Here is a 21361-nt window from a genome sequence, read left to right on the forward strand (position 1 = left end):
CCGCTAGCTGCAGGTTGACCTGCTGCTGAGCTCAAGATGAAGGTGATCTTTGTGCGCGGCGTTGTAGGCCGGGCCAAGGACGGTGCCGAAGCGTTTGCAGGCGCTCGAATGAATCAGTGTCAGAAACTGACGCACTCGCGGGCTCTCACTTTGCCAGTCGCCGCTGACTGTGATGCGCCGACCATCAGCAAGGACAAAACCCGACACGTCGATCGCGCTGGCCGTGGCATGGGCGCTGCGCCGCGCTGAGCCTGCGACATTGCGGCAATTGTAGCTCCCCATCGTCTCGATCCGGGCTAGCGGACTGCCAAGTAGCTGCTGTGCGGCGCGGTCAACGCCAAAGCGGGCCCAGCCGGCAAAGGTTTCAGCCAGCGGACAGGTAACTGGGCCAAGATTGCTTAGCCCAAGAGTGGAATCATCACCGCGCAAGCTTGCGAGCCGCACGGTACCCAGCGTTGAACAGCCAGCGCCGTAATACTGATCGGGCAGCGGCGTGAAATCGGCTTTGGCCTGGCCCAGAGTGGACAGACACTGGCGCACTTCGGGCCGCGTCGTCAAAATCTGTGCAGAACGCTTGATCGATGCGCGCTGCGGCGCATCGCCCTGCGGAATCACAGAATTGCAGGCAGACAGCAGGGCCAACAAGGGCAGCATGACAAAACGGCTCATCACGTCCGACACGCTAAGGCGCGCATGGTTAACAAAGGGTAACGGGAAACAGATCGGGGAACACTTTGCGGTAGCATTCGCTTGACACGCGATCAGTCGCCACTAGGTGCGGCTCCGGGCCACGCGGTCCCAACGCCGCGCGTGCTCTCTGCAAGGAGAGAATACATGACTGATACCAAGCCGGCACTGCCGGTACGCCCGTATTTTTCCTCGGGCCCGTGCGCCAAGCCTCCGGGCTATGCTCCCGCTAAACTTGCCACCGAATCGCTTGGCCGGTCGCACCGGGCCAAGATCGGCAAGACGCGCCTGCAATACTGCATCGATCTGATGCGCGAGGTGCTGCAGCTTCCCGACACGCACCGCATTGGCATAGTACCGGGATCGGACACCGGCGCCTATGAAATGGCAATGTGGACCATGCTGGGCGCGCGCGGCGTTACAAGTCTGGCCTGGGAAAGCTTCGGCGAAGGCTGGGTTACCGATGCAGTCAAGCAACTTAAGCTCGACCCCACGGTGATCCGCGCTGATTATGGTCAGTTGCCCGATTTGTCCAAAGTGAACTTTGACGACGACGTGCTGTTCACCTGGAACGGCACCACCAGCGGCGTCCGCGTGCCAAACGCCGACTGGATCCCGTCCGATCGACAAGGCCTAACCTTCGCTGATGCAACCAGCGCGGTCTTTGCCTATGATATCGACTGGAGCAAGATCGATGTCGCGACGTTCAGCTGGCAGAAGGTGCTCGGCGGAGAAGGTGGTCACGGTGTCCTGATCCTCGGCCCCCGAGCAGTCGAACGCCTGGAAAGCCATACTCCCGCGTGGCCACTGCCCAAGGTTTTTCGCTTGGTGTCCAAGGGCGCGCTTGCCGAAGGCGTGTTCAAGGGAGAAACGATCAACACACCGTCCATGCTGGCGGTCGAAGACGCGATCTTCGCACTGGAATGGGCGAAGGGTCTGGGCGGGCTGAAAGGCCTGCAGGCGCGCAGCGATGCGAATGCCGCCGCGCTCAATGCCATCGTTGCAGGCCGTTCGTGGCTGGGCCACCTTGCTGCCGATCCGGCCAGCCGTTCGAAAACCTCGGTATGCCTAACGGTTGAAGGCGCCGACGAAGCCATGATCAAAGCCATGTCCGGAGCCTTGGAAAAGGAAGGCGCGGCCTATGATATCGCCGGATACCGCGATGCCCCGCCAGGCTTGCGTATCTGGTGCGGCGCTACGGTTGAGACGGCCGATATCGTTGCGCTGGGTCCGTGGCTCGACTGGGCCTACGCAGCGACCAGGCAATAAGACCGTTATCCCCGCGCAGGCGGTGACCCAATTCCAGACATATCAAGACGCTAAGACGGGGACAGGCTTCCCGTTTTGGCGGGAATGACGAGGATATTATGACCAAACCCCGCGTACTTGTTTCCGATAAGATGGACCCCAATGCCGAACGTCTGCTGCGCGAAGGCGGCTGCGACGTTGATGTCATCACTGGCGAAACGCCTGAGCAGCTTATCGCCCGAATTGGCGACTATGATGGCTTGGCCATCCGATCCTCGACCAGGGTGACCAAGGAGGTGCTCGACGCCGCCACAAATCTCAAGGTCATCGGCCGCGCCGGGATCGGCGTCGACAACGTCGACATCCCCTATGCCTCGGCAAAGGGCGTCGTCGTGATGAACACCCCGTTCGGCAATTCAATTACGACAGCAGAACACGCAATTGCCATGATGTTCGCGCTGGCCCGCCAGATCCCCGACGCAAACACCCAGACCCAGCAGGGTTTATGGCCCAAAAACGGCTTCATGGGCGTGGAAGTTACCGGCAAGACGCTGGGCCTGATTGGTGCGGGTAACATCGGTTCGATCGTCGCGAGCCGCGCCATAGGCCTGCGGATGAAGGTCATTGCCTTTGATCCGTTCCTCTCGCCTGAACGGGCAGTCGAACTGGGCGTTGAAAAGGTCGAGCTGGACGATTTGCTGGCACGCGCAGACTTCATCACTCTTCACACCCCGCTGACTGACCAGACGCGCAATATCTTGTCGGCAGAAAATCTGGCCAAGACCAGGCGCGGCGTGCGGATCGTCAACTGTGCTCGTGGCGGGCTGATCGATGAAGCTGCGCTTAAGGATGCGCTTGATTCGGGCCAGGTTGCGGGGGCAGCGCTTGACGTGTTCCAGACCGAACCGGCCAAGGAATCCCCCCTGTTCGGCACCCCAGGTTTCATTTGCACGCCGCACCTTGGCGCCTCGACCAATGAGGCGCAGGTCAACGTCGCGCTGCAGGTTGCGGAACAGATCGCCGATTTCCTGGTCAACGGCGGGGTTACTAACGCTCTTAACATGCCATCGCTTTCGGCAGAGGAGGCCCCCAAGCTAAAGCCCTACATGGCCCTGGCAGAGCGGTTGGGCAGTCTGGTCGGCCAGCTGACGACCGGCAGCCTTGCCCGGATCTCGATCCACGCCGAAGGCGCCGCAGCCGAGCTTAATGCCAAGCCGATGGTGGCGGCAGTGCTCGCAGGTTTTCTGCGCACCCAGTCTGACACGGTCAACATGGTCAACGCGCCGTTCCTGGCCAAGGAACGCGGACTTGAAGTACGCGAGGTCAAAACCGAAAAGGCAGGGGATTATCACACACTCATCCGCGTTTCGGTCAAGACCGAAGCGGGTGAACGATCAGTTGCAGGGACTTTGTTCTCCAACAGCGAGCCGCGTCTGGTCGAACTGTTCGGCATCAAAGTAGAGGCCGAGCTCGATGGTCCGATGATGTACATTGTCAACGAAGACGCCCCCGGCTTCATTGGCCGGATCGGTACTTTGTTGGGCGAAAACAACATCAATATCGGCACCTTCAACCTTGGCCGCCGCGAAGCCGGCGGTGAGGCCGTGCTGCTGCTGTCGGTTGACGAGCCGGTTCCTGCGGATGTGGTCGATAAGGCGCGATCCCTGCCCGGTGTAAAGCGGGTCATGGCGTTGGGGTTCTGATCACTTTATCGCGCCGGGCTTGACCGGTAATCTCGGGAAAAGTTGACCAGGCCGGCCCGCTTGCCATTTGTCGTCATCCCCGCGAAAGCGGGGGTCGATAATCAGGGTGTGCCATGACCGGATGGTTCGAGGGTGGAGTTCCCGTTTGCGCGGGAATGAAGAGGTTAAGGTAGAACCGAATGCAAGACACCGATCGCGACCTGCTTCCTGAAGGATTGGAAGACCGCCTGCCTGTTAGCGCGGCGGTGGCCGCTCGTGTAACCCGTGCGGTGATCGATGCACTCGATGCGCATGGCTATGACCGAGTTCAACCCCCCAGCATTGAGTTTGAAAGGTCGTTGGCCAGCCGCATGGCCGGGATCAGCCCGCGCCGCATGTTCCGCTTTGTTGATCCCGCCAGCTTGCGAACCCTGGCGTTGCGCAGCGATATTACACCGCAGCTGGGCCGGATTGCTTCGACCAGCCTGGCCGGCGCCCCGCGCCCGCTTCGGCTATGCTATGCCGGTCAGGTCGTGACCATCAAGGGCGACGGGCTTGATCCCACGCGCGAAAGACTTCAGCTTGGCGCCGAACTGATCGGGATGGAAAGCGTTGCTGCCGCGGGCGAAGTCGTTGCAGTTGCGATCGAGGCGCTGCGCAGCGCCGGGGCGACCGGCCTTTCGGTAGATTTTACCCTGCCCGATCTGGTCGACACACTGGCCGCGCAGGCCCTGCCGCTGGCTCCTGAGAAAGCTGACGCAGTGCGGCGCGAACTCGATGCGAAGAACGCCGGCGGACTGGTGGCGGCGGGAGGCGCTGATTACCTTCCGCTATTGACTGCAATCGGGCCATTCAAAAGCGCGATCGAGCAGCTGGCAGCAATCGATGCAGGCGGCGCCCTTGCCAGCCGGATTGCAGCTTTGCGCGCCATTGCTGCGCGGTTGGGCGATAGTGCCCGCATTACGCTCGACCCGTCTGAACGGCACGGGTTTGAATACCAATCTTGGTTCGGCTTTTCGATTTATGCTGATGGACTCGCCGGAATTCTGGGGCGCGGCGGCAGCTATACGATCAAGTCTAACAGTCCTGGCGGAAGTGACGAGCCGGCTATCGGCTTTTCGCTTTATCCCGACGCGCTGATCGACTGGCTAGCCGATGCCGAACCGCGCCGCGACGTGCTGTTCCTGCCGCTTGGTCATGACCCTATCCATGCTGCGCGCCTGCGGGCCATCGGATGGCGCACAGTGGCGGCTCTGGGTAAAAACTGCGATCCAAAGATACTGGGCTGCACTCACCGGCTTGAGCGCGGCGATACCGTTGCCGTCTAGGCGGCCTTGGCGGTCTGGCCGCCATTGTTCTTGAGGATTCGGCGCACAGCGCCGGTCAGTCCCGGCGCTATCCGGGTGTCGACCGATACGAACACGCGGCCACGGCGAATCTGCCGCTCGTAATAATTGGCCTCGCGTCCATCGACGTCGTTGTCGGTCAGCATCTTGGCGATTGCACCGCCGGTAGCCCCGAAGATGCCTGAAAGAGAGGCAACCGATGACAGGCTGGTAGCAATCGCTCCGGCTGCGGCAACTGCTCCCAGGCCCGGAACAATGACCATCATGCCAATGCCCATCAAGGCGCCCATCAGGCCGCCCCCGGCTACCGCCGCGGCAACGCTGGTCTTGCTATGCCCGCGCCAGCTTTTATCGCCGTCGGGCGAAAACTCACCCGCGCGGCACATCAGCGAAATCGACTGGTCTGGTACCCCGGCTGCTGTGAGGGCGGCGACGGCTTCCTGCGCGTGATCGACGCTGTCGAAGATCGTTGCGATCACGTAGTCGCGGCGCAGTGCCATTTGCGTTCGCGCGCCGGCAAAGGCGGTCGCAAAAGCGTCGCGATCCTTGTCGGTTGCAAAAATGACGCGAAGGCCTGACGTTTGGTGCAGACGAACGACGCTGGGTGACGTGCTGTCTTCGGTCAGGGTGCGCAGCAGCAGATCAATAGACGTGCGCCGCATCTTCTGATCGGTGCCACGGTTGATCCACTCGGTCAGCAAAGGCCGTGGATGGTCCGGATCAAGGTAATTCAAGGCTGAAAGTTCTTCCGCCTTGATCACGTATGCCGGTTCGCTGATCAGTTCGTGCACCATTGAAGACAGTGTGTAACCTGATCCCATACTTAATTTCTATACCCCTTCCGGGGGTGTGTCTGCTTTGGACACTGGATGCAGCACGGCTTAACGGTGATCCTTAACGCGCAAAAACCCTGGACAGCCACTCATCAACCACCGCGGTTGCCGGATAAGCGGGATTTCCAAGTTGCCGGTTGATTTCGGCATGGCCCGATAGACCCGTCCCCGGGAAACCTGCGCGCTCGGCTTTGGTGCCTGCTTTGACCAATGCGGCCTGCAGCGCTTTTGATTGAGCGACGCCGTCATTACGCTGGACGTGGATGATCAGAAAGCTCCGTACATTGGGCATGCCCGCCTGCATTGTCGGAGACAGCGCCGCTTGGCGCGCCGGATCGGTGCCAAAGGCCTGGACGTAGGTTTGCTGCATCAACCTGGGTCCATCTTTCATTTGCGCCGTCACGTCATAGGCAGCCCCATCGATCGGCAGTATGCCAACTACATTTCGAAACGACAGGCCAGCCCCGGCCAGATAGCGTTCGTCTGTACCGACCAGCGCGACCAGGTGCGCGCCCGCGCTGTGGCCCATCAGGATTACACGCCCACGGTCGATGTTAAGCGAAGCGCTATGATCAAGAAGGTAGCGCAGTGCAGCAGCGACATCGGCGCCTTGCTGTTCAACTGCGGCGCCGGGCACCAGCCGGTAATTGATAGAGGCGTAGGCGTAGCCCGCCTGCGTAAAATGCGGCGCCTTCCAGCTTCCGTCGGCGTTATCCTTGCTCCCGCGTTTCCACCCGCCGCCATGAACGAAAAGCACAAGGGGAGCGGCCCCTGTGGCATTCTTTGCCGGATAAAAATCAAGCTTCTGCATGGGATCACTGCCATAGGACAGCGTCTGCTTGCCTTCCGCTTGCGCTACATCAGCGACGCGCGTCCGCAGCGCCATTCGCTCTGCCAGCCCGCTACCCAGCGAATCATCGCGCGCTTGGGCCAGGCTGCTGCCCACCAGCGCCAGCGCGGTCATGGACAATATTTCAATTTTCCCCATCGGTACGCTCCGGTTTGTGGCCAGCCTAATTCGGCGGGCATTGCCGTCCAGTCATCAATTGTCGCGGATTGTCGCCTTGCCCTTGGCCTGCGCATACCTTAGGGGGCGGCACGGTTTTCGCCCCTGCTTTACATAAGGATTTGCCGAACCGTGGCCAACGTAACCGTGATCGGCGCCCAGTGGGGCGATGAAGGCAAAGGCAAGATCGTCGATTGGCTGGCAAGCCGCGCCGATGCCGTGGTCCGCTTTCAGGGCGGGCACAATGCCGGCCACACGCTGGTCGTCGGCGATCAGGTCTACAAGCTCAGCCTGCTACCCTCGGGCATTGTCACCGGCACGCTATCGATCATCGGCAACGGCGTGGTCCTGGATCCGTGGCATCTCAAGAGCGAGATCGCCAAACTGGAAGGGCAAGGCGTCGTCATCAACGCCCAAAACTTCGCTATTGCGGACAACTGCCCGCTGATCCTGCCGCTTCACCGCGATCTGGACGCCTTGCGCGAAAGCGCCGCCGGATCGGGCAAGATCGGCACCACCGGGCGCGGAATCGGCCCCGCCTATGAGGACAAGGTCGGCCGCCGCGCCATCAGGGTCTGCGATCTGGCGCACCTCGACGCGCTCGACAGCCAGCTTGACCGGCTTTGCGCCCATCACGACGCGTTGCGCGCCGGGTTCTGTCAGCCCCCGGTTGACCGCGACGCGTTGGTTGCCGAGCTCAAGGAAATCGCGCCATCTGTGCTCCAATACGCCCAGCCGGTGTGGAAACGGCTGAATACCGTGCGCAAGGCCGGGGCGCGCATCCTGTTCGAAGGTGCGCAGGGCGTGCTGCTTGATGTGGACCACGGCACTTACCCCTTCGTCACCAGTTCGAACACGGTCAGTGGCACGGCGGCCAGCGGTTCCGGACTCGGCCCGGCCTCGGCCGGCTTCGTGCTGGGGATCGTCAAGGCCTATACCACCCGTGTCGGATCGGGCCCTTTCCCGACCGAGCTGGAAGACGCCACCGGGCAGCAGTTGGGCGAGCGCGGGCATGAGTTTGGCACCGTAACCGGGCGCAAACGCCGCTGCGGCTGGTTCGACGCGGTGCTGGTGCGCCAGTCTTGCGCAATCAGCGGCGTGACCGGCATCGCGCTGACCAAAGTCGATGTCCTCGACGGGTTTGAAACGGTGAAAATCTGCACCGGTTATCGCCTCCACGGCAAGGTGCTCGATTACTTCCCCAGCCACGCCGCCGATCAGGCTTCGGTTGAACCAATTTATGAGGAAATGGAAGGCTGGAGCGGCACCACCGCTGGCGCGCGCAGCTGGGCCGATCTGCCCGCTCAGGCGATCAAGTATATCCAGCGGGTCCAGGAACTGATCGAAACCCCGGTAGCGCTGGTCAGCACATCACCAGAGCGTGAGGACACGATCCTGGTCCGTGATCCCTTCGTCGACTGACGGATACACTTGTCGGAAATTGTACCATCGGTAAGCTGCGTCATATGGTTCGCCGCCTCGCCGCTGTTGCCGCCTTGACCATGCCCCTTGCCGGGATGGCAATTCTGGCCCGCGCGCAGGAACCCGCACCGCCGCTGCCGCAGATAGACCGGATCGTGGTCGACAAGTCAGAGCGGCGGATGGAACTGTATGCCGATGGCGCGCTGGTTCACATCATCCACGGAATCCAGCTGGGCGACGAGCCAATTGGCGCCAAGCAATTCCAAGGCGATGAGCGCACGCCCGAAGGGCGCTTCACCATCGACTACGGCAACCCCAACAGCGCCTATCATCTTTCGCTTCACATCGATTACCCCCGCATCGCCGATACCGCTTTTGCCCGATCGAAAGGCCGCAACCCGGGAGGACAGATTTTCATCCATGGCCAGCCCAACAGCCTGCCCGCCGGCCGTATTCCCGGTGACTGGACCGACGGGTGCATCGCCGTTTCCAACGACGAGATCGAGGCGCTGTGGCAGGCAGTGGCTGATGGTACTCCAATTGATATCAACGCGTAACGCATCCGAATTCTTGACATAATCCCTTTTTGTTCTACTTCTGTTCAAAGAAATGGAGTCGATAATCATGGGGCAAGCCAATTTCGCGTATTCCTCTGCCGCGCATGATGCGGCTGGATCGCCGTTGACGCTAAGCCTGTTTGCCGACCGGTCCCATATTGCAGCAATTGTCCGCGAGGATGCCGAAGCAGCAGGGTTGCGAATAGCTGCAGGCGGTACCTTGTCGGAATTACTTGATGATGAGGCACGGGCGCTGGGTGACGTGATCCTGGTTGATTGTCCGCAGCCCGATGCAGCGGGATTGGCTGCCTTGGCGCGAATTGACATGCGCGCCGCCAATACCGGTGCGCAGCTTATCGTGTCGACTTCAGTAGCAGCCCTGGACGATGTATTTGGCTGTCTTGACCAGTCGAGCCCGCAGATACTGGTCGATCCCAGCCGGGCAGATCGGGTTATTGCACTCGGCCGGGTCCTGGGGCAGGTTTCGGCCCTGCGCCTGCGTGAATTGAGCGAGGAAGACCGTCTAGTCCTGCTCCGCCTTACCGAACAGGTTGGGCAGATAGCCCAGCGACTTGACCGGCTGGAAGGACCGTTAGCGGCGCCTGAACGGGATGGAGCATTCCGCTTTGAAAGTCCGCGCCCGGCCTTTGCTGCGGCAGAACCCGAGATTGAGGACCGGCTGCTGCGCGCTGCGCGCCCGGCGCTGCCTGATCCGCGGCTGGTCCGGCGGATTATTAGACAGCGCCAGCTGCGCGCTCGCTTCTTTGATGGTGACCTGTTCGGTGATCCGGCATGGGACATGCTGCTTGATCTGACGGCCGCCCGGGTGGAACATACCCGCGTATCGGTCACCAGCCTTTGCATCGCCAGCGGCGTTCCGCCGACCACCGCGCTGCGCTGGATCGGCCAGATGATCGACGCCGGCCTGTTTGCGCGGGTAGAGGATGACAGCGACCGCCGCCGTGCCTTCATCACGCTGACCGACAAGGCGGCAGATGCCATGGCGCGATATTTTGCCGATCTGGGCGCCAATGCGGCACGAATAGTCTGAGCGTATAACGTCACAGCAGATTGACGCGCGCGGATCACAGGCTAAAAGCGCGCTTCCCGTGATGGGGCGCTTAGCTCAGTTGGTAGAGCATCTCGTTTACACCGAGAGGGTCGGCGGTTCGAGCCCGTCAGCGCCCACCACCGGAACCGGTTGCCGTAACAGCAGCCCAATCTCTTATCCTTGTGGCGGCTTGCCTTTCCACGGTCCCTTTTTGCGGAACGGCTTGGCACCGGATCCTGCAGCATTGCTGCGGGATCCGGCGAAATCCTTGCCGCGGTGCGCCGGCTTGGCGTGATGGGGCGACTTGCCGGTGGGTGCGACAGGCCGTGCGTGACCCTGCTTTCGCGCGGCGCGGGCTTCTTCGCGCGGGGCGCCTTCGCTGGGAGTGATCTCCACGCCGTCGTCTTCTTCGGCAGTCCGGTGCACAGCGTCCAGGAACCGTGCCGCAACGGGTCCGGCGATTTCAAAAAACGTTTCGTTGGCGGCAAGGCGAATCGCGCCAATGTCGGTTCGGCTGACATGGCCGCGGCGGCACAGCAGCGGCAGGATCCAGCGCGCATCGGCGTTCTGCCTCCGGCCAACGTTCAGCCGGAACCAGGCGCTGCCTTCAAAACCGGGGCGCGGTCCGCGCGGGGGCGGCGCATCGCTGGCCAGCAAATCCTCGGGCACCGGCATCCGCGCGCGGTGGGCGTGAACCAGCGCAGCGGCGATCTCCTCGGCGCTCTTTTCTGCCATCAACTTGGCTGCAAGGTCGCGATCCTCGTCCGTCACCTCGATCGGAGCGAGCAGTGTGGTCATCAAACGCTCGGCGTCGGCCGCGCGAATATCGGCGGCGGATGGCACAGCGACCCATTGGGCAGAAACGCTTGCGCCGCGCAGCATGCCTTCAACCCGGCGGCGGCGGGGGTAGGGGACCAGCAGGATTGCGGTGCCTTTTTTTCCCGCACGGCCCGTTCGGCCCGATCGGTGCTGCAGCGTTTCGGCATCACGCGGGATTTCGACATGGACCACCAGCGACAGGCTGGGCAGATCGATGCCGCGGGCGGCAACGTCGGTTGCCACGCAGACCCGCGCTCGCTGGTCACGCAGCGCCTGCAACGCCTGATTGCGCTCGTTCTGGCTGTGCTCACCCGACAACGCAACGGCGGTAAAGCCGCGCTCGGTCAGACTGGCGTGCAGATGGCGGACGTTGTCGCGCGTGGCGCAGAACAGCATCGCCGTTTCGGCCTCGTGATAGCGCAGCAGGTTGACCACGGCGTTTTCGATGTCGGCCGGCGCGATCGCCATGGCCTGGTACGTAATATCACCGTGCCCACGTTCCGAAGCGACGGTTGATATGCGCAGCGCGTCTCGCTGATAGCGCTTTGCCAGCGCCACAATAGGCTTGGGCATCGTGGCGGAAAAAAGCAGCGTGCGGCGGCCGTCAGGCGTCGCATCGAGCAGCTCCTCCAGATCCTCGCGGAAGCCCATGTCGAGCATCTCGTCCGCTTCATCGAGCACGGCGACGGCCAGTTCACGCAGGTCAAGCGCCCCACGTTCCAGATGATCACGCAGACGCCCCGGTGTGCCGACCACGATCTGCGCACCGTAGCCGAGCGCGCGGCGTTCCTTTGATGGGTCCATCCCGCCGACACAAGTGGCAACCCGCGTTCCGGTCGGGCCGAACAACCAAATCAGTTCGCGGCTGACCTGCAGGGCCAGTTCACGCGTAGGGGCTATGATCAGCGCGCGGGGCGCTGCGGCTGGCGCTGCTCGGCCTTCGCCGTCCAGTATCTCGGGCGCCATGGCAAGGCCGAAAGCCACCGTCTTGCCTGATCCGGTCTGTGCCGAAACGATCAGGTCGCGGCCACTCGCCTCGTCCTCGAGCACGGCGGCCTGGACGGGAGTGGGATCGCTATATCCACGCGTGGCAAGCGCTTCCTGAAGAAGCGTGAAGGGAGTGTGAAAGGTCATGTTCTCGTGCTTGGCTGGGGCGGCATTGAAGACCGCTGGCGGACACCGGGTCCGTCGTTCAGCGGCCCCGCTAGGCGTTTACGGCGCGCGGCACAATGGCAATCGGGAAAATGGCCGAATTGCAGGCACTTTAGTGCTCGCCAGCACCGCGCAGCTCCGCAAATCAATATTGTGATCTTGACGATTATAAGCATAGTTATTATATGGCCGGTATGGAAAGCCTCGGTTCGCTTATCGCAGATACCTCGCGCATGATGCGGCGTTCGTTTGACGGCCGCGCCCGCTCGATCGGCGTGACGCGCCCGCAATGGCAGGTTCTTGTCACACTTGCGCGGCATGAAGGCATCAACCAGGGCGGTCTGGCCGAGCAGCTGGATGTGGAGCCGATCACAGTATGCCGGATGGTCGACCGGTTGCAGGATGCCGGGCTGGTCGAGAGGCGCGCAGATGCGGCGGACCGCCGGTCCTGGCGCCTGCACTTGACCGACCGGGCCCACAGTCTGCTCGAACAGTTGCGCCCGATGGCCCAAGCGATGATGGACGACGCGATGGAGGGAATTGAGCCTGATGAGCGCATCCGGTTGATCGCGATGCTGGAACAGGTGCGGCACAATCTTTCGCGAAAACTCACTGAACAGGCTGCAGCTAATGGCTGATCGTGATCCCGAAATTATCCTTGAAAATGCGGTGCCTGTGAACGCACCGGAAGATCAGGCATCCGCTTTCAAGCCGGCCAAGGCAACTGGCCGCTGGCGTCGCGCCGCCTTGATGGGGATCGTCCCGTTGCTCGCCATCGGCGGCGGGCTGACCTATTGGTATACTCTGCAAGGCAAGGTTTCCACCGACAATGCCTATGTCCAGCAGGACAAGGTTTCGGTCAGCGCCGAAGTCGGCGGTAAAATCGTGACAGTGGCGGTAAGGGAAGGGCAACTGGTCAAAGCCGGCGACGTGCTGTTCGTGGTCGATCAGGAACCTTACACTATACAAGTTGCTCAGGCGGACGCGGCAATCGCCAGTGCCCAGGCTAACGCGACAGCGCTGGCCAACAGTTCGGCACTGTCCGGCGCCGATATTGGTGCGGCGAGCGAAGATATCGGGTTTGCACAGGCCAACTACGACCGTCAGCGCGCGCTTTGGCAGCGCGGATTCACCACCAAGGCTGATTTCGAGGCCGCCCAGCATCAGGTGTCGCAAGCGCGCGAAGAACTGCGGCTAGCGCAAGCCAAGCAGAATGAAGCGCGGGCAAAGCTGGCCACCGGCTCGCAGGTTCCAGGCGTGCTGCCAGCCGTCGCCGCAGCGCAAGCCCAGCGCCGCGCGGCCGAACTGAACCTCAAGCGGACAGTGGTTCGCGCGCCGCTTGCGGGGCGGATTTCGCAGGCCGACCGGCTGCAAATCGGTCAGGAAATCATTACCGGTTTGCCCGTCGTGACAATCGTGGCCAGCGCACAAAGCTATGTCGAAGCCAATTTCAAGGAAACGGATCTGGCCGATATGATGCCCGGTCAACCCGCCACGATTGCGCTTGACGCCTATCCCGGGGTCAAGCTGAAAGGGCACGTCGCATCGATCGGTGCAGGGACCGGCAGCGAGTTTTCGGTGTTGCCTGCCCAGAATGCGACCGGCAACTGGGTCAAGGTGACCCAGCGCGTTCCGGTGCGCATCGCGATTGACGAACGCAGCCCACGCCAGCTGCTGGCCGGCCTTTCAAGCCACATCACCGTCTATACTGACGGCAATCAGCACTAGGCCGGGCGCCGTGGCATCGCAGGCCGCCGGACCGATTACCGGCGCTGGATCTGCCGGCCCGCAGGCTGCCGCAGCCGCAGCGCCAGACGTCGCTGCGTTGCAGGTCCGCAATCCCTATCTGGTTGTAATCGGGGTGATGACCGCATCGCTCCTCCAGATCCTCGACACCACGATTGCCAACGTCGCTATCCCGCACATGCAAGCCGCATTGGGAGCGACACCTGACGAAATCAGCTGGGTCTTGACCAGCTATATCGTGGCCAGCGCGGTCGCGATTCCGACGACGGGCTGGATTTCCGACCAGATCGGGTCGCGCCGCTTGTTCATCGTGTCGACGGCTGCCTTTGTCCTGTCTTCGATGTTGTGCGGCATGGCGCAGAATATAACGCAGATGGTCCTTTTTCGAACGTTGCAGGGGATCAGCGGCGCGTTCATTTCGCCGCTCAGCCAGACCGCCATGCTTGATGTGAACAAGCCGTCGCGGCAGGCGCAGATGATGGCTATTTGGGGAATGGGCCTGATGGCTGGGCCAATCCTTGGCCCAATTATCGGCGGCTGGCTTACCGAAAACTGGAACTGGCGCTGGGTATTCTATGTCAATGTGCCGCTTGGCGCCGTGGCTCTGCTGATCATGATCGCGGAATTGCCGTCCCGGCCAATCGTCAAGCGCCGGTTTGATCTGTTCGGCTTTTCGATGATCGCCGTTGCCATCAGTGCGCTGCAGTTAATGCTCGATCGCGGCAACCACGTCGACTGGTTCAATTCTGCCGAGATATGGATTTACGCGATTGCGATTGTAAGCGCGGTGTGGATGGGCGGCGTTCACTTTATCAGCAGCAAGAAACCGACCCTGTTCAGTTCCGAATTGTTTGCCAGCCGGTCGTTCGTGGTGGCGTTTGGTTTTATGTTTGCCATGGGCGTGGTGATGTTTGCAACCATGGCACTACTGCCACCGATGTTGCAACGTCTGTTCGGCTATTCGGTTATCGGAACCGGCTGGGTGCTGATGCCGCGCGGAGTCGGGACATTGATTTCGATGCAGATTTCGGGAATCCTGATTCGGCGCGGATTTGATATCCGATTGATGGTCATTTGCGGCTTTACCTTGGCGGCAGTGTCGTTCTGGCAAATGTCAGGGTGGTCGCTGGGCGTCGATCAAACGAAGATCGTGATCAGCGGTTTTCTTCAAGGCCTGGGTATCGGCATGCTGTTCATGCCGATCAATACCAGCGCCTTTGCCAGCATTTCGCCCCGGCTGCGAACCGATGGCGCAAGCCTGCTCAATCTGTCGCGTTCGCTCGGGGCTTCGGTTGGTATCGCGGTGACTACGGTTCTGTTGGCCCGCAACATCCAGACGGGCCATTCGGACCTTTCCTCGCATGTCACTGCTTCGATGACGGCCCTTATCGATTTTTCGACCATAGATCGGTTCCAGCAACTGGGATCTGCCGCGCTGTCTGCAATTGACGCTGAAATCAACCGGCAGGCTGCGATGATCGGCTACATCGACAACTTCTATCTGATGATGTGGATGAGCATGCTGGTCATGCCGTTTGCCCTGCTGCTGCAGAAGCCATCACAGCAGGTCAAGCCAGACCCGGCGGACCTGGGTCACTAAACGGAAATGTCTTCCAGCGCTTCGCTGGCCCCAAGCCAAACGAGTTCCGCGGCCTCGATTTTCGTTTCAATGTCCGCGCGGCGCTTCATCAGGTCAGTCATAGTCAGTTTGGCCAGGGCCGGTTCCGCTCCGTTGGGATCAAACATTGCGTGATCGACCGCGCTGCGCTGGTTTTGCAAACGTTCCAGCTCGGCCTCGGCCGCGCGGGCGGCTTTGCGCAGCTCCTGTCCGCGCTCGCGCGCTTCGGCAGCGGCTTTGCGCTGATCCTTCTTGTTGACACCCCGGCTGGCTTCATCCTTGCGGCCGCCTTGCGGATCCTTGGCGAGTACGAAGCTGATGTAATCGTCAATAGCCCCGTCGAACTCTTTGGCAGTTCCGCTATCGACCAGCACCAGCCGGTCAGCAGTCATTTCCAGCATATGCCGATCGTGACTGACGATTACCACCGCGCCGGAATAGGCGTTGAGCGCTTGTATCAGCGCTTCACGAGCGTCGACGTCCAGGTGGTTGGTCGGCTCGTCCAGGATCAGCATGTGCGGTGCCTCGCGCGTGATCAGCGCCAGCGCCAGGCGCGCGCGCTCTCCGCCGGAAAGTTTGCCGACCTCGGTTGTCGCTTTGGCGCCCGAAAAGCCGAACCGTCCTAATTGCGCCCGCACTGCGCCCGGGGTCGCGCCTTTCATCAACACCGTCATGTGCTGCAGCGGTGTTTCTGCGCGGTCGAGCTCCTCCACCTGATATTGCGTGAAGTAACCTACCCGCATCTTGCCGCTGGCGTTCATTGCCCCGGCCATCGGTGTCAGTTGCGCTGCCAGCAAGCGGGCCAGCGTGGTCTTGCCGTTGCCGTTGCGGCCCAGCAGCGCGATCCGGTCATCGGGATCAAGCCGCAGGTTGAGGCGGCTGAGCACCGGTTCCTCACTGTATCCAACTGCCGCCAGATCCAGCGTGATCAGCGGCGGACGCAGTTCATCGGGGTTGGGAAAGTCGAAGCTGAGCGAAGGATCGTCGATCATTTCGGCAATCGGCTGCAGTTTCGCCAAGGCCTTGGCTCGTGACTGTGCCTGCTTGGCGGTCGATGCGCGAGCCGAATTGCGCGCGACATAGTCCTGCAGGCGTTCCCGTTCGGCCTGCTGCTTGACCCGCGCCGAGGCTAGCTGTGCCTGCCGTTCCGCTCGTTGCCGCTCAAACGCATCATAGCCGCCGGGGTACAGGGTCAGCTTGCCTTGTGACAGGTGCAAGATGTGATCGACCACGTTGTTGAGGAAGTCGCGTTCGTGGCTGACCAGCAGGATCGTGGCCGGATAGGTGCGCAGGAAATCCTCCAGCCACAGTACCGCTTCAAGATCGAGGTGGTTGGAAGGTTCGTCGAGCAGCAGCAGATCGGGCTGCGAGAACAACAACGATGCCAGCGCAACACGCATTCTCCAGCCGCCCGAGAAGCTGTCAAGCGGGCGGTGCTGGGCTGCTTCGTCAAAACCCAGACCGACCAAAATCCGGGCGGCGCGGCTTGGGGCGGAATGGGCGTCTATCGCGATCAAACGTTCGTGGATTTCTCCCAGGTGGTGCGCATCGGCGCAGTCTTCGCTTTCCGCCATGAGCGCAGCGCGCTCGGTATCGGCCGCCAGCACCGTTTCAAACGGCGTCGCCAAGCCAGCCGGGGCTTCCTGCGCGATATAGCCAAGGCGGCTGCCGCGCGGCATGGCTACGGTGCCGTTGTCTGCCTCAAGCATTCCGGCGATGACGCGCACCAGCGTGGACTTGCCCGCACCATTGCGACCAATTAGCCCGATACGTCCGCGCGGCGGCAGTTTTGCGGTCGCGTCGTCTATGATGGTGCGTCCGCCAAGGCGCACTGTGACACCGGTAAGATTGAGCATGGCGCGCCGCCTAGCAGGCCTGAAGGCTGAGCGGTAGGGTCCGCGCACATGACAATTGGCATACCCGGCGCTATTGGCGCCCGGTGCCAATTACCCAGCCTCTTTCCGAACCGCTTGTCGTGGCGGCGCTTTATCGCTTTACGCGCCTGGCAGATTGTACGGCCATGCGCGCGCCGCTGCTCGATGCGTGCCGGCAGAACGGGGTAAAGGGCACGCTGCTGTTGGCCCATGAGGGCATCAATGGGACGATCGCGGGAAACGCCCAGGGCGTTGCTGCCGTACTTGGCCACATTCGTGGACTTCAGGGCTGCGCAGATGTTGACGTCAAGTTTGCCGCGGCTGAAACCATGCCTTTCCACCGCCTGAAGGTGCGTGTGAAACGCGAAATCGTCACGATGGGCCAGCCGGATATCGACCCTGTCGCCAGCGTCGGCACTTATGTTGATCCACACGATTGGAACGCGTTGATCGCCGATCCCGATACAGTGGTTATAGATACCCGCAACCGATACGAGGTGATGGCCGGAACCTTTGCCGGGGCAGTCGATCCTGGTACCACAACGTTTCGCGATTTTCCCGACTGGTTCAATCGCGAAGGCCACCGCTTGGTAAGCGCTGGCAAGCGGGTTGCGATGTTTTGCACCGGCGGCATTCGCTGCGAAAAGTCGACCGCCTTCTTGAAACAGGAAGGAATTGCCGAGGTCTATCACCTCAAGGGCGGAATCCTGAGATATCTGGAAGAAGTGCCGGCGCAGGAAAGCCTCTGGCGCGGCGAATGTTTCGTTTTCGACGAGCGGGTGACAGTCGGTCATGGCCTTGTCCAGGGTACCCACGCGCTGTGCCGCGCTTGCCGCCGCCCGGTCAGTGCGGCCGACCAGCAATCTCCGCATTTTGAAGAAGGGATCAGTTGCCCCGCTTGCCACGCCGAGCGGAGCGACGAACAGCGCGCTTCGTACCGCGAACGCCACCGCCAGGAACAGCTCGCCGCGGCGCGAGGAGAGGCGCATGTCGGCGCTAGGTGGGAAGACAATTGACACCTGCCCCTGCGGACAGGCTGAAAACGGTGTGACTGCGTCTTAGGCCAGCAATGTGAGCGGTAACCTGATCCTGATTCTGGGCGACCAGCTCAGCCCCGAGCTTTCTTCGCTGCGCCAGGGTGACCGCATGGCAGACCGGGTACTGATGGCCGAAGTCATGGCCGAGGCAACTTATGTCGCCCATCACAAGAAAAAGATCGCCTTCGTATTTTCAGCGATGCGCCACTTCGCCCAGGATCTGCGTGATGACGGTTGGCGGGTTGACTATGTTGCCTTGGACGATCCCGGCAATACCGGCACATTGCGCGGAGAGGTCGAGCGCGCCCTGGCAAGCGGCGGGATCGACAGGGTTCTGGTGACTGAGCCTGGCGAATGGCGTTTGCTGGACGAAATGAGCCGTTGGCCCGGTACCGATCTGATTGCCGATGACCGTTTTATCGCCGACCGTCATGGCTTCGTTCGCTGGGCCGAAGAGCGCAAAACGCTGCGCATGGAGCATTTCTACCGGCTGATGCGGCGCAAGACCGGGTTGCTCATGGAAGGCGACCAGCCTGCCGGGGGGCGCTGGAACTTTGACGCTGATAACCGCAAGCCGCCAGCGCCCGATATGGAGGTGCCTGCGCCGCCGCGATTTGCTCCCGATGAAGTTACGCAAGCCGTGCTTGACCTGGTGGCTAAGCGCTTCCCCGAAAATTTCGGAACGCTTGAACCGTTCGGGTTCGCTGTCACCCGCGCTGACGCAGAAGCGGCGCTGGATCATTTCATCGAACATGCCTTGCCGCATTTCGGTGCTTACCAGGATGCGATGGTTGGAGGGCAACCGTTTCTGTTTCACGCGGTTGTTTCACCCTATCTGAACGCAGGTCTGCTCGATCCGCTGGAAATATGCCGCCGCGTGGAAACGGCGTGGCAGGGTGGCTGGGTGCCGCTGAACAGTGCCGAGGGCTTCATCCGCCAGATCATCGGCTGGCGCGAGTTTGTTCGCGCGATCTACTGGTGGAAGATGCCCGGATATGAAAGGTCGAACGTTCTTGACGCGTCGCGGCCGCTGCCGTGGTTCTATTGGTCGGGGCAGACCGACATGGCCTGTGTCAGCGCCTGTGTGAACCAGACCCGCGATGAAGCCTATGCTCATCACATCCAGCGCCTGATGGTGACGGGAAACTTTGCCCTGCTGGCCGGAGTTGACCCCCATGCACTGCACGAATGGTATCTGGCAGTCTATGCCGATGCCTATGAATGGGTGGAACTGCCCAATACTGTCGGCATGAGCCAGTACGCTGACGGGGGCCTTCTGGCTAGCAAGCCCTATGTGGCAAGCGGAGCCTATATTGACCGGATGAGCGACTATTGTGGTTCTTGCCGGTTCAAGGTCAAGGCCAAGTCGGGACCTGACGCATGCCCGTTCAACCTGCTTTATTGGGATTTCATCGCCCGTCACCGAACACGGCTGGCGGGTAATCCGCGCATGGGGCAGATGGTGGCGACATGGGACCGGTTTTCTCCCGACCGACAACAACAGGTGCGCCGCGAAGCAGGCGCATTCCTGGCGACATTGGATCAGTAAGGCAGACGTGATCCGTCCCAGCTGAACAGGCCGCCGCTGTCGCGTGGTTCCAGCCCTTCGATCACATCCATAAGCTGGGCTGCAGCGCGCTCGGCAGCGAACAAGGCATCGGGTGCCATGCCCCGGCTGAACGGGGCGGACAGCGCGCTTGCCACTGTGCCGGGGTGCAGTGCGGCCACCACCGCCAGGGGATGCGTGCGTGAAAGCTCGATCGCGAAGGTCTTTATCAGCATATTGAGCGCAGCTTTGCTGGCCCGGTAACTGTGCCATCCGCCAAGGCGGTTGTCGCTGATCGATCCTACCTTGGCTGACAGGGCGGCAAAGACAGCTCTTCGTTCGCGCGGCAAGTGCGGCAATACATGCTTGGCAATGAGGGCCGGCCCGACGGTGTTTATCGCCAGCACCTGCTCCATGGCGGCCGGGTCGATTGCGCGCGCACTCTTTTCGGGCTGCAGCGCTAACCCGTCATCGTGAAGCACGCCTGTTGCAATTGCGACCAGGGTCGGCGGGGATGACAGCGCGGCCACTGCAGCAGCGATCGACCGCTCATCGCCCAATTCGAACCGGAACGCACTTACCCCCGGCGGCAGTTCCTCAAGATTGCGGCGCGCACCGGCATGGATTTGCGAATAGCGCCCACTTGCCGCCAGGTTTGCCACCAGCGCCGCACCGATGCCGCCGCTTGCGCCAAAAACGACTGCGACCTCAGGCAACGTCTTTCGCAGCCTGTTTGGGCGCCAGTTCCGCCGCAATGCGTTCACCTAGCGCGGTCCCTGATTGCCACGCCCCGGCGATCGTCGCATCGATGCACCAGTCGCCGCAAGCTCCAAGGTGCAGCCGTTCGTTCCATAACGTGCGTCCCGCTGTCCCATGCGGCCTGGCAAAACGCCAGCGGTGGGCTTTCAGGAAGGTTGGTTCTGGCAAGGAAATTCCGGCCTCTGCTGCAAACAGGGCAAGCAGCTGCGTTGCGACGTCCTCCCGGGCTTCTTCAAGGTTTTGGCGCGACCATTCAGGACCGGCCTCCAAAACCCAGCATTCAGCTGAACCGCGCCGAGGCTTCGAAGTGTTGCGCGCTGCCCAGATCACACCGTCCCTGTCACCGATCGTCACCGGAACATTTGGCAACGGCTCGCCAAATCCGACCATGGCGGTCCAGCAAGGCGCCGAGCGGACCGCCGCGGCTTCGCGGGCAAGGACCAGGTCGTGCAGCGACAGAAGCGGCGCCGCCTGCTCCGCCGGAGTGGCAATCACGACAGCATCATACGGACCAGATGCAAAATCCGCCCCGCGCACAAACCAGCCACCGGGCCGGCGCTCGATTTGCTGGACCGCTGCGCCAAAGGTCACGTCATGTCCGTTGCACAGCGCGGCAACCAGGCTCTGCATGTGCGGAACAGGGACAAAGCTGTGTTCAGGACCGCCATGCCACGGCGCAACCAACCCGGCGCCAATCCAGTCATTCAGTGCGGCAGAAAAAGGTTCTTGCGGGTTTTCGATGAACTGCGCGCCGAAATCCCACTCCATATCATCGATTACCAGAGTGGAGAGGCGCCCGCCCGGCCTGTTCCCCTTGTCGAACAGTGCCGTCTTCAGTCCCCGATCAGCGAGCCGCGATGCGCAGGATAGCCCGGCGATTCCCGCTCCGACAATGGCAACCTGCATGCGCACATCCTGTAATCAAGGAAGGTCCGGCCGCCCTGAGGACAGGAGGGGGAGGCATCACGCACGGCGGCC

The 21361-nt window shown here is 61.7% G+C and carries 18 protein-coding genes and 1 tRNA gene; 12 read left to right on the forward strand and 7 right to left on the reverse strand.

The window, feature by feature from the left end; translation table 11 throughout:
• Positions 1-3: 3 nt before the first annotated feature.
• Positions 4-669 carry an extensin family protein gene (locus Q0L62_RS13325; RefSeq protein ID WP_296680745.1) on the reverse strand — a complete coding sequence of 222 codons (666 nt, stop codon included), beginning with the start codon at positions 667-669 and terminating at the stop codon, positions 4-6.
• A gap of 165 nt (positions 670-834) precedes the next feature.
• Here Q0L62_RS13325 and Q0L62_RS13330 point away from each other — a divergent pair, with 165 nt between their 5' ends.
• The 3 genes from Q0L62_RS13330 (at position 835) to Q0L62_RS13340 (ending at position 4945) form a co-directional block, all read left to right on the forward strand.
• Complete coding sequence (locus tag Q0L62_RS13330) at positions 835-1956, forward strand: phosphoserine transaminase (RefSeq protein ID WP_296680748.1); 1122 nt, start codon at positions 835-837, stop codon at positions 1954-1956.
• A gap of 98 nt (positions 1957-2054) precedes the next feature.
• Positions 2055-3638 carry a phosphoglycerate dehydrogenase gene (gene serA / locus Q0L62_RS13335; protein WP_296680751.1) on the forward strand — a complete coding sequence of 528 codons (1584 nt, stop codon included), beginning with the start codon at positions 2055-2057 and terminating at the stop codon, positions 3636-3638.
• Between the two features lie 179 nt (positions 3639-3817).
• Complete coding sequence (locus Q0L62_RS13340; protein ID WP_296680754.1) at positions 3818-4945, forward strand: ATP phosphoribosyltransferase regulatory subunit; 1128 nt, start codon at positions 3818-3820, stop codon at positions 4943-4945.
• On the opposite strand, the gene Q0L62_RS13345 is transcribed toward Q0L62_RS13340, so the two are convergent.
• Together Q0L62_RS13345 and Q0L62_RS13350 are read right to left on the reverse strand one after the other, a co-directional pair.
• Positions 4942-5784, reverse strand: coding sequence for a hypothetical protein (locus Q0L62_RS13345; RefSeq protein WP_296680758.1), 843 nt, complete (start codon positions 5782-5784; stop codon positions 4942-4944). The genes Q0L62_RS13340 and Q0L62_RS13345 overlap by 4 nt on opposite strands.
• A 73-nt stretch (positions 5785-5857) precedes the next feature.
• Positions 5858-6682 (reverse strand): alpha/beta hydrolase, encoded by an 825-nt coding sequence (locus Q0L62_RS13350; protein WP_296680833.1) that lies wholly within the window; start codon positions 6680-6682, stop codon positions 5858-5860.
• Between the two features lie 252 nt (positions 6683-6934).
• Between Q0L62_RS13350 and Q0L62_RS13355 the strand changes: the two genes are divergently transcribed.
• The 4 genes from Q0L62_RS13355 to Q0L62_RS13370 all read left to right on the forward strand — a co-directional run bounded on the left by Q0L62_RS13355 (position 6935) and on the right by Q0L62_RS13370 (position 9972).
• Complete coding sequence (locus Q0L62_RS13355; protein ID WP_296680761.1) at positions 6935-8224, forward strand: adenylosuccinate synthase; 1290 nt, start codon at positions 6935-6937, stop codon at positions 8222-8224.
• Between the two features lie 44 nt (positions 8225-8268).
• The gene (locus Q0L62_RS13360) at positions 8269-8781 is read left to right on the forward strand and encodes a L,D-transpeptidase family protein (protein WP_296680764.1); all 513 of its coding nucleotides are present in this window, start codon (positions 8269-8271) and stop codon (positions 8779-8781) included.
• 67 nt (positions 8782-8848) lie between these two features.
• Positions 8849-9832 carry a winged helix DNA-binding protein gene (locus Q0L62_RS13365; protein ID WP_296680835.1) on the forward strand — a complete coding sequence of 328 codons (984 nt, stop codon included), beginning with the start codon at positions 8849-8851 and terminating at the stop codon, positions 9830-9832.
• 64 nt (positions 9833-9896) lie between these two features.
• Positions 9897-9972: transfer RNA gene (locus Q0L62_RS13370), tRNA-Val, on the forward strand.
• Between the two features lie 34 nt (positions 9973-10006).
• Here Q0L62_RS13370 and Q0L62_RS13375 read toward each other — a convergent pair.
• Entirely contained in the window at positions 10007-11785 is a 1779-nt protein-coding gene (locus tag Q0L62_RS13375; RefSeq protein WP_296680770.1) for a DEAD/DEAH box helicase, read from the reverse strand.
• Positions 11786-11997: 212 nt separating this feature from the next.
• On the opposite strand from Q0L62_RS13375, the gene Q0L62_RS13380 reads away from it, so the two are divergent.
• The 3 genes from Q0L62_RS13380 to Q0L62_RS13390 are packed head-to-tail and all read left to right on the forward strand — an operon-like array spanning position 11998 to position 15149.
• Positions 11998-12441, forward strand: a complete 444-nt coding sequence (locus Q0L62_RS13380) for a MarR family winged helix-turn-helix transcriptional regulator (RefSeq protein WP_296680772.1) — start codon at positions 11998-12000, stop codon at positions 12439-12441.
• The gene (locus tag Q0L62_RS13385; protein WP_296680775.1) at positions 12434-13531 is read left to right on the forward strand and encodes an HlyD family secretion protein; all 1098 of its coding nucleotides are present in this window, start codon (positions 12434-12436) and stop codon (positions 13529-13531) included. The genes Q0L62_RS13380 and Q0L62_RS13385 overlap by 8 nt, the downstream gene beginning before the upstream one ends.
• Positions 13532-13541: 10 nt before the next feature.
• Positions 13542-15149 (forward strand): DHA2 family efflux MFS transporter permease subunit, encoded by a 1608-nt coding sequence (locus Q0L62_RS13390; RefSeq protein ID WP_296680777.1) that lies wholly within the window; start codon positions 13542-13544, stop codon positions 15147-15149.
• Here the strand turns inward: Q0L62_RS13390 and Q0L62_RS13395 are convergent.
• On the reverse strand, positions 15146-17023 hold the full coding sequence (locus Q0L62_RS13395) for an ABC-F family ATP-binding cassette domain-containing protein (RefSeq protein ID WP_296680780.1): 1878 nt from the start codon (positions 17021-17023) through the stop codon (positions 15146-15148). The two genes, Q0L62_RS13390 and Q0L62_RS13395, sit on opposite strands and share 4 nt — an antisense overlap.
• An 83-nt stretch (positions 17024-17106) precedes the next feature.
• On the opposite strand from Q0L62_RS13395, the gene Q0L62_RS13400 reads away from it, so the two are divergent.
• Positions 17107-18057, forward strand: a complete 951-nt coding sequence (locus Q0L62_RS13400) for a rhodanese-related sulfurtransferase (RefSeq protein ID WP_296680783.1) — start codon at positions 17107-17109, stop codon at positions 18055-18057.
• A 55-nt stretch (positions 18058-18112) separates the two neighbouring features.
• Entirely contained in the window at positions 18113-19627 is a 1515-nt protein-coding gene (locus Q0L62_RS13405; protein ID WP_296680785.1) for a cryptochrome/photolyase family protein, read from the forward strand.
• On the opposite strand, the gene Q0L62_RS13410 is transcribed toward Q0L62_RS13405, so the two are convergent.
• Together Q0L62_RS13410 and Q0L62_RS13415 are read right to left on the reverse strand one after the other, a co-directional pair.
• A complete protein-coding gene (locus tag Q0L62_RS13410) occupies positions 19621-20340 on the reverse strand; it encodes an SDR family NAD(P)-dependent oxidoreductase (RefSeq protein WP_296680788.1) in 720 nt (239 codons plus the stop codon). The two genes, Q0L62_RS13405 and Q0L62_RS13410, sit on opposite strands and share 7 nt — an antisense overlap.
• On the reverse strand, positions 20333-21289 hold the full coding sequence (locus Q0L62_RS13415; protein WP_296680790.1) for an NAD(P)/FAD-dependent oxidoreductase: 957 nt from the start codon (positions 21287-21289) through the stop codon (positions 20333-20335). The genes Q0L62_RS13410 and Q0L62_RS13415 overlap by 8 nt, the downstream gene beginning before the upstream one ends.
• Positions 21290-21361: the final 72 nt, after the last annotated feature.

It is taken from the genome of Novosphingobium sp. (assembly GCF_024642085.1).
Lineage (GTDB): Bacteria > Pseudomonadota > Alphaproteobacteria > Sphingomonadales > Sphingomonadaceae > Novosphingobium.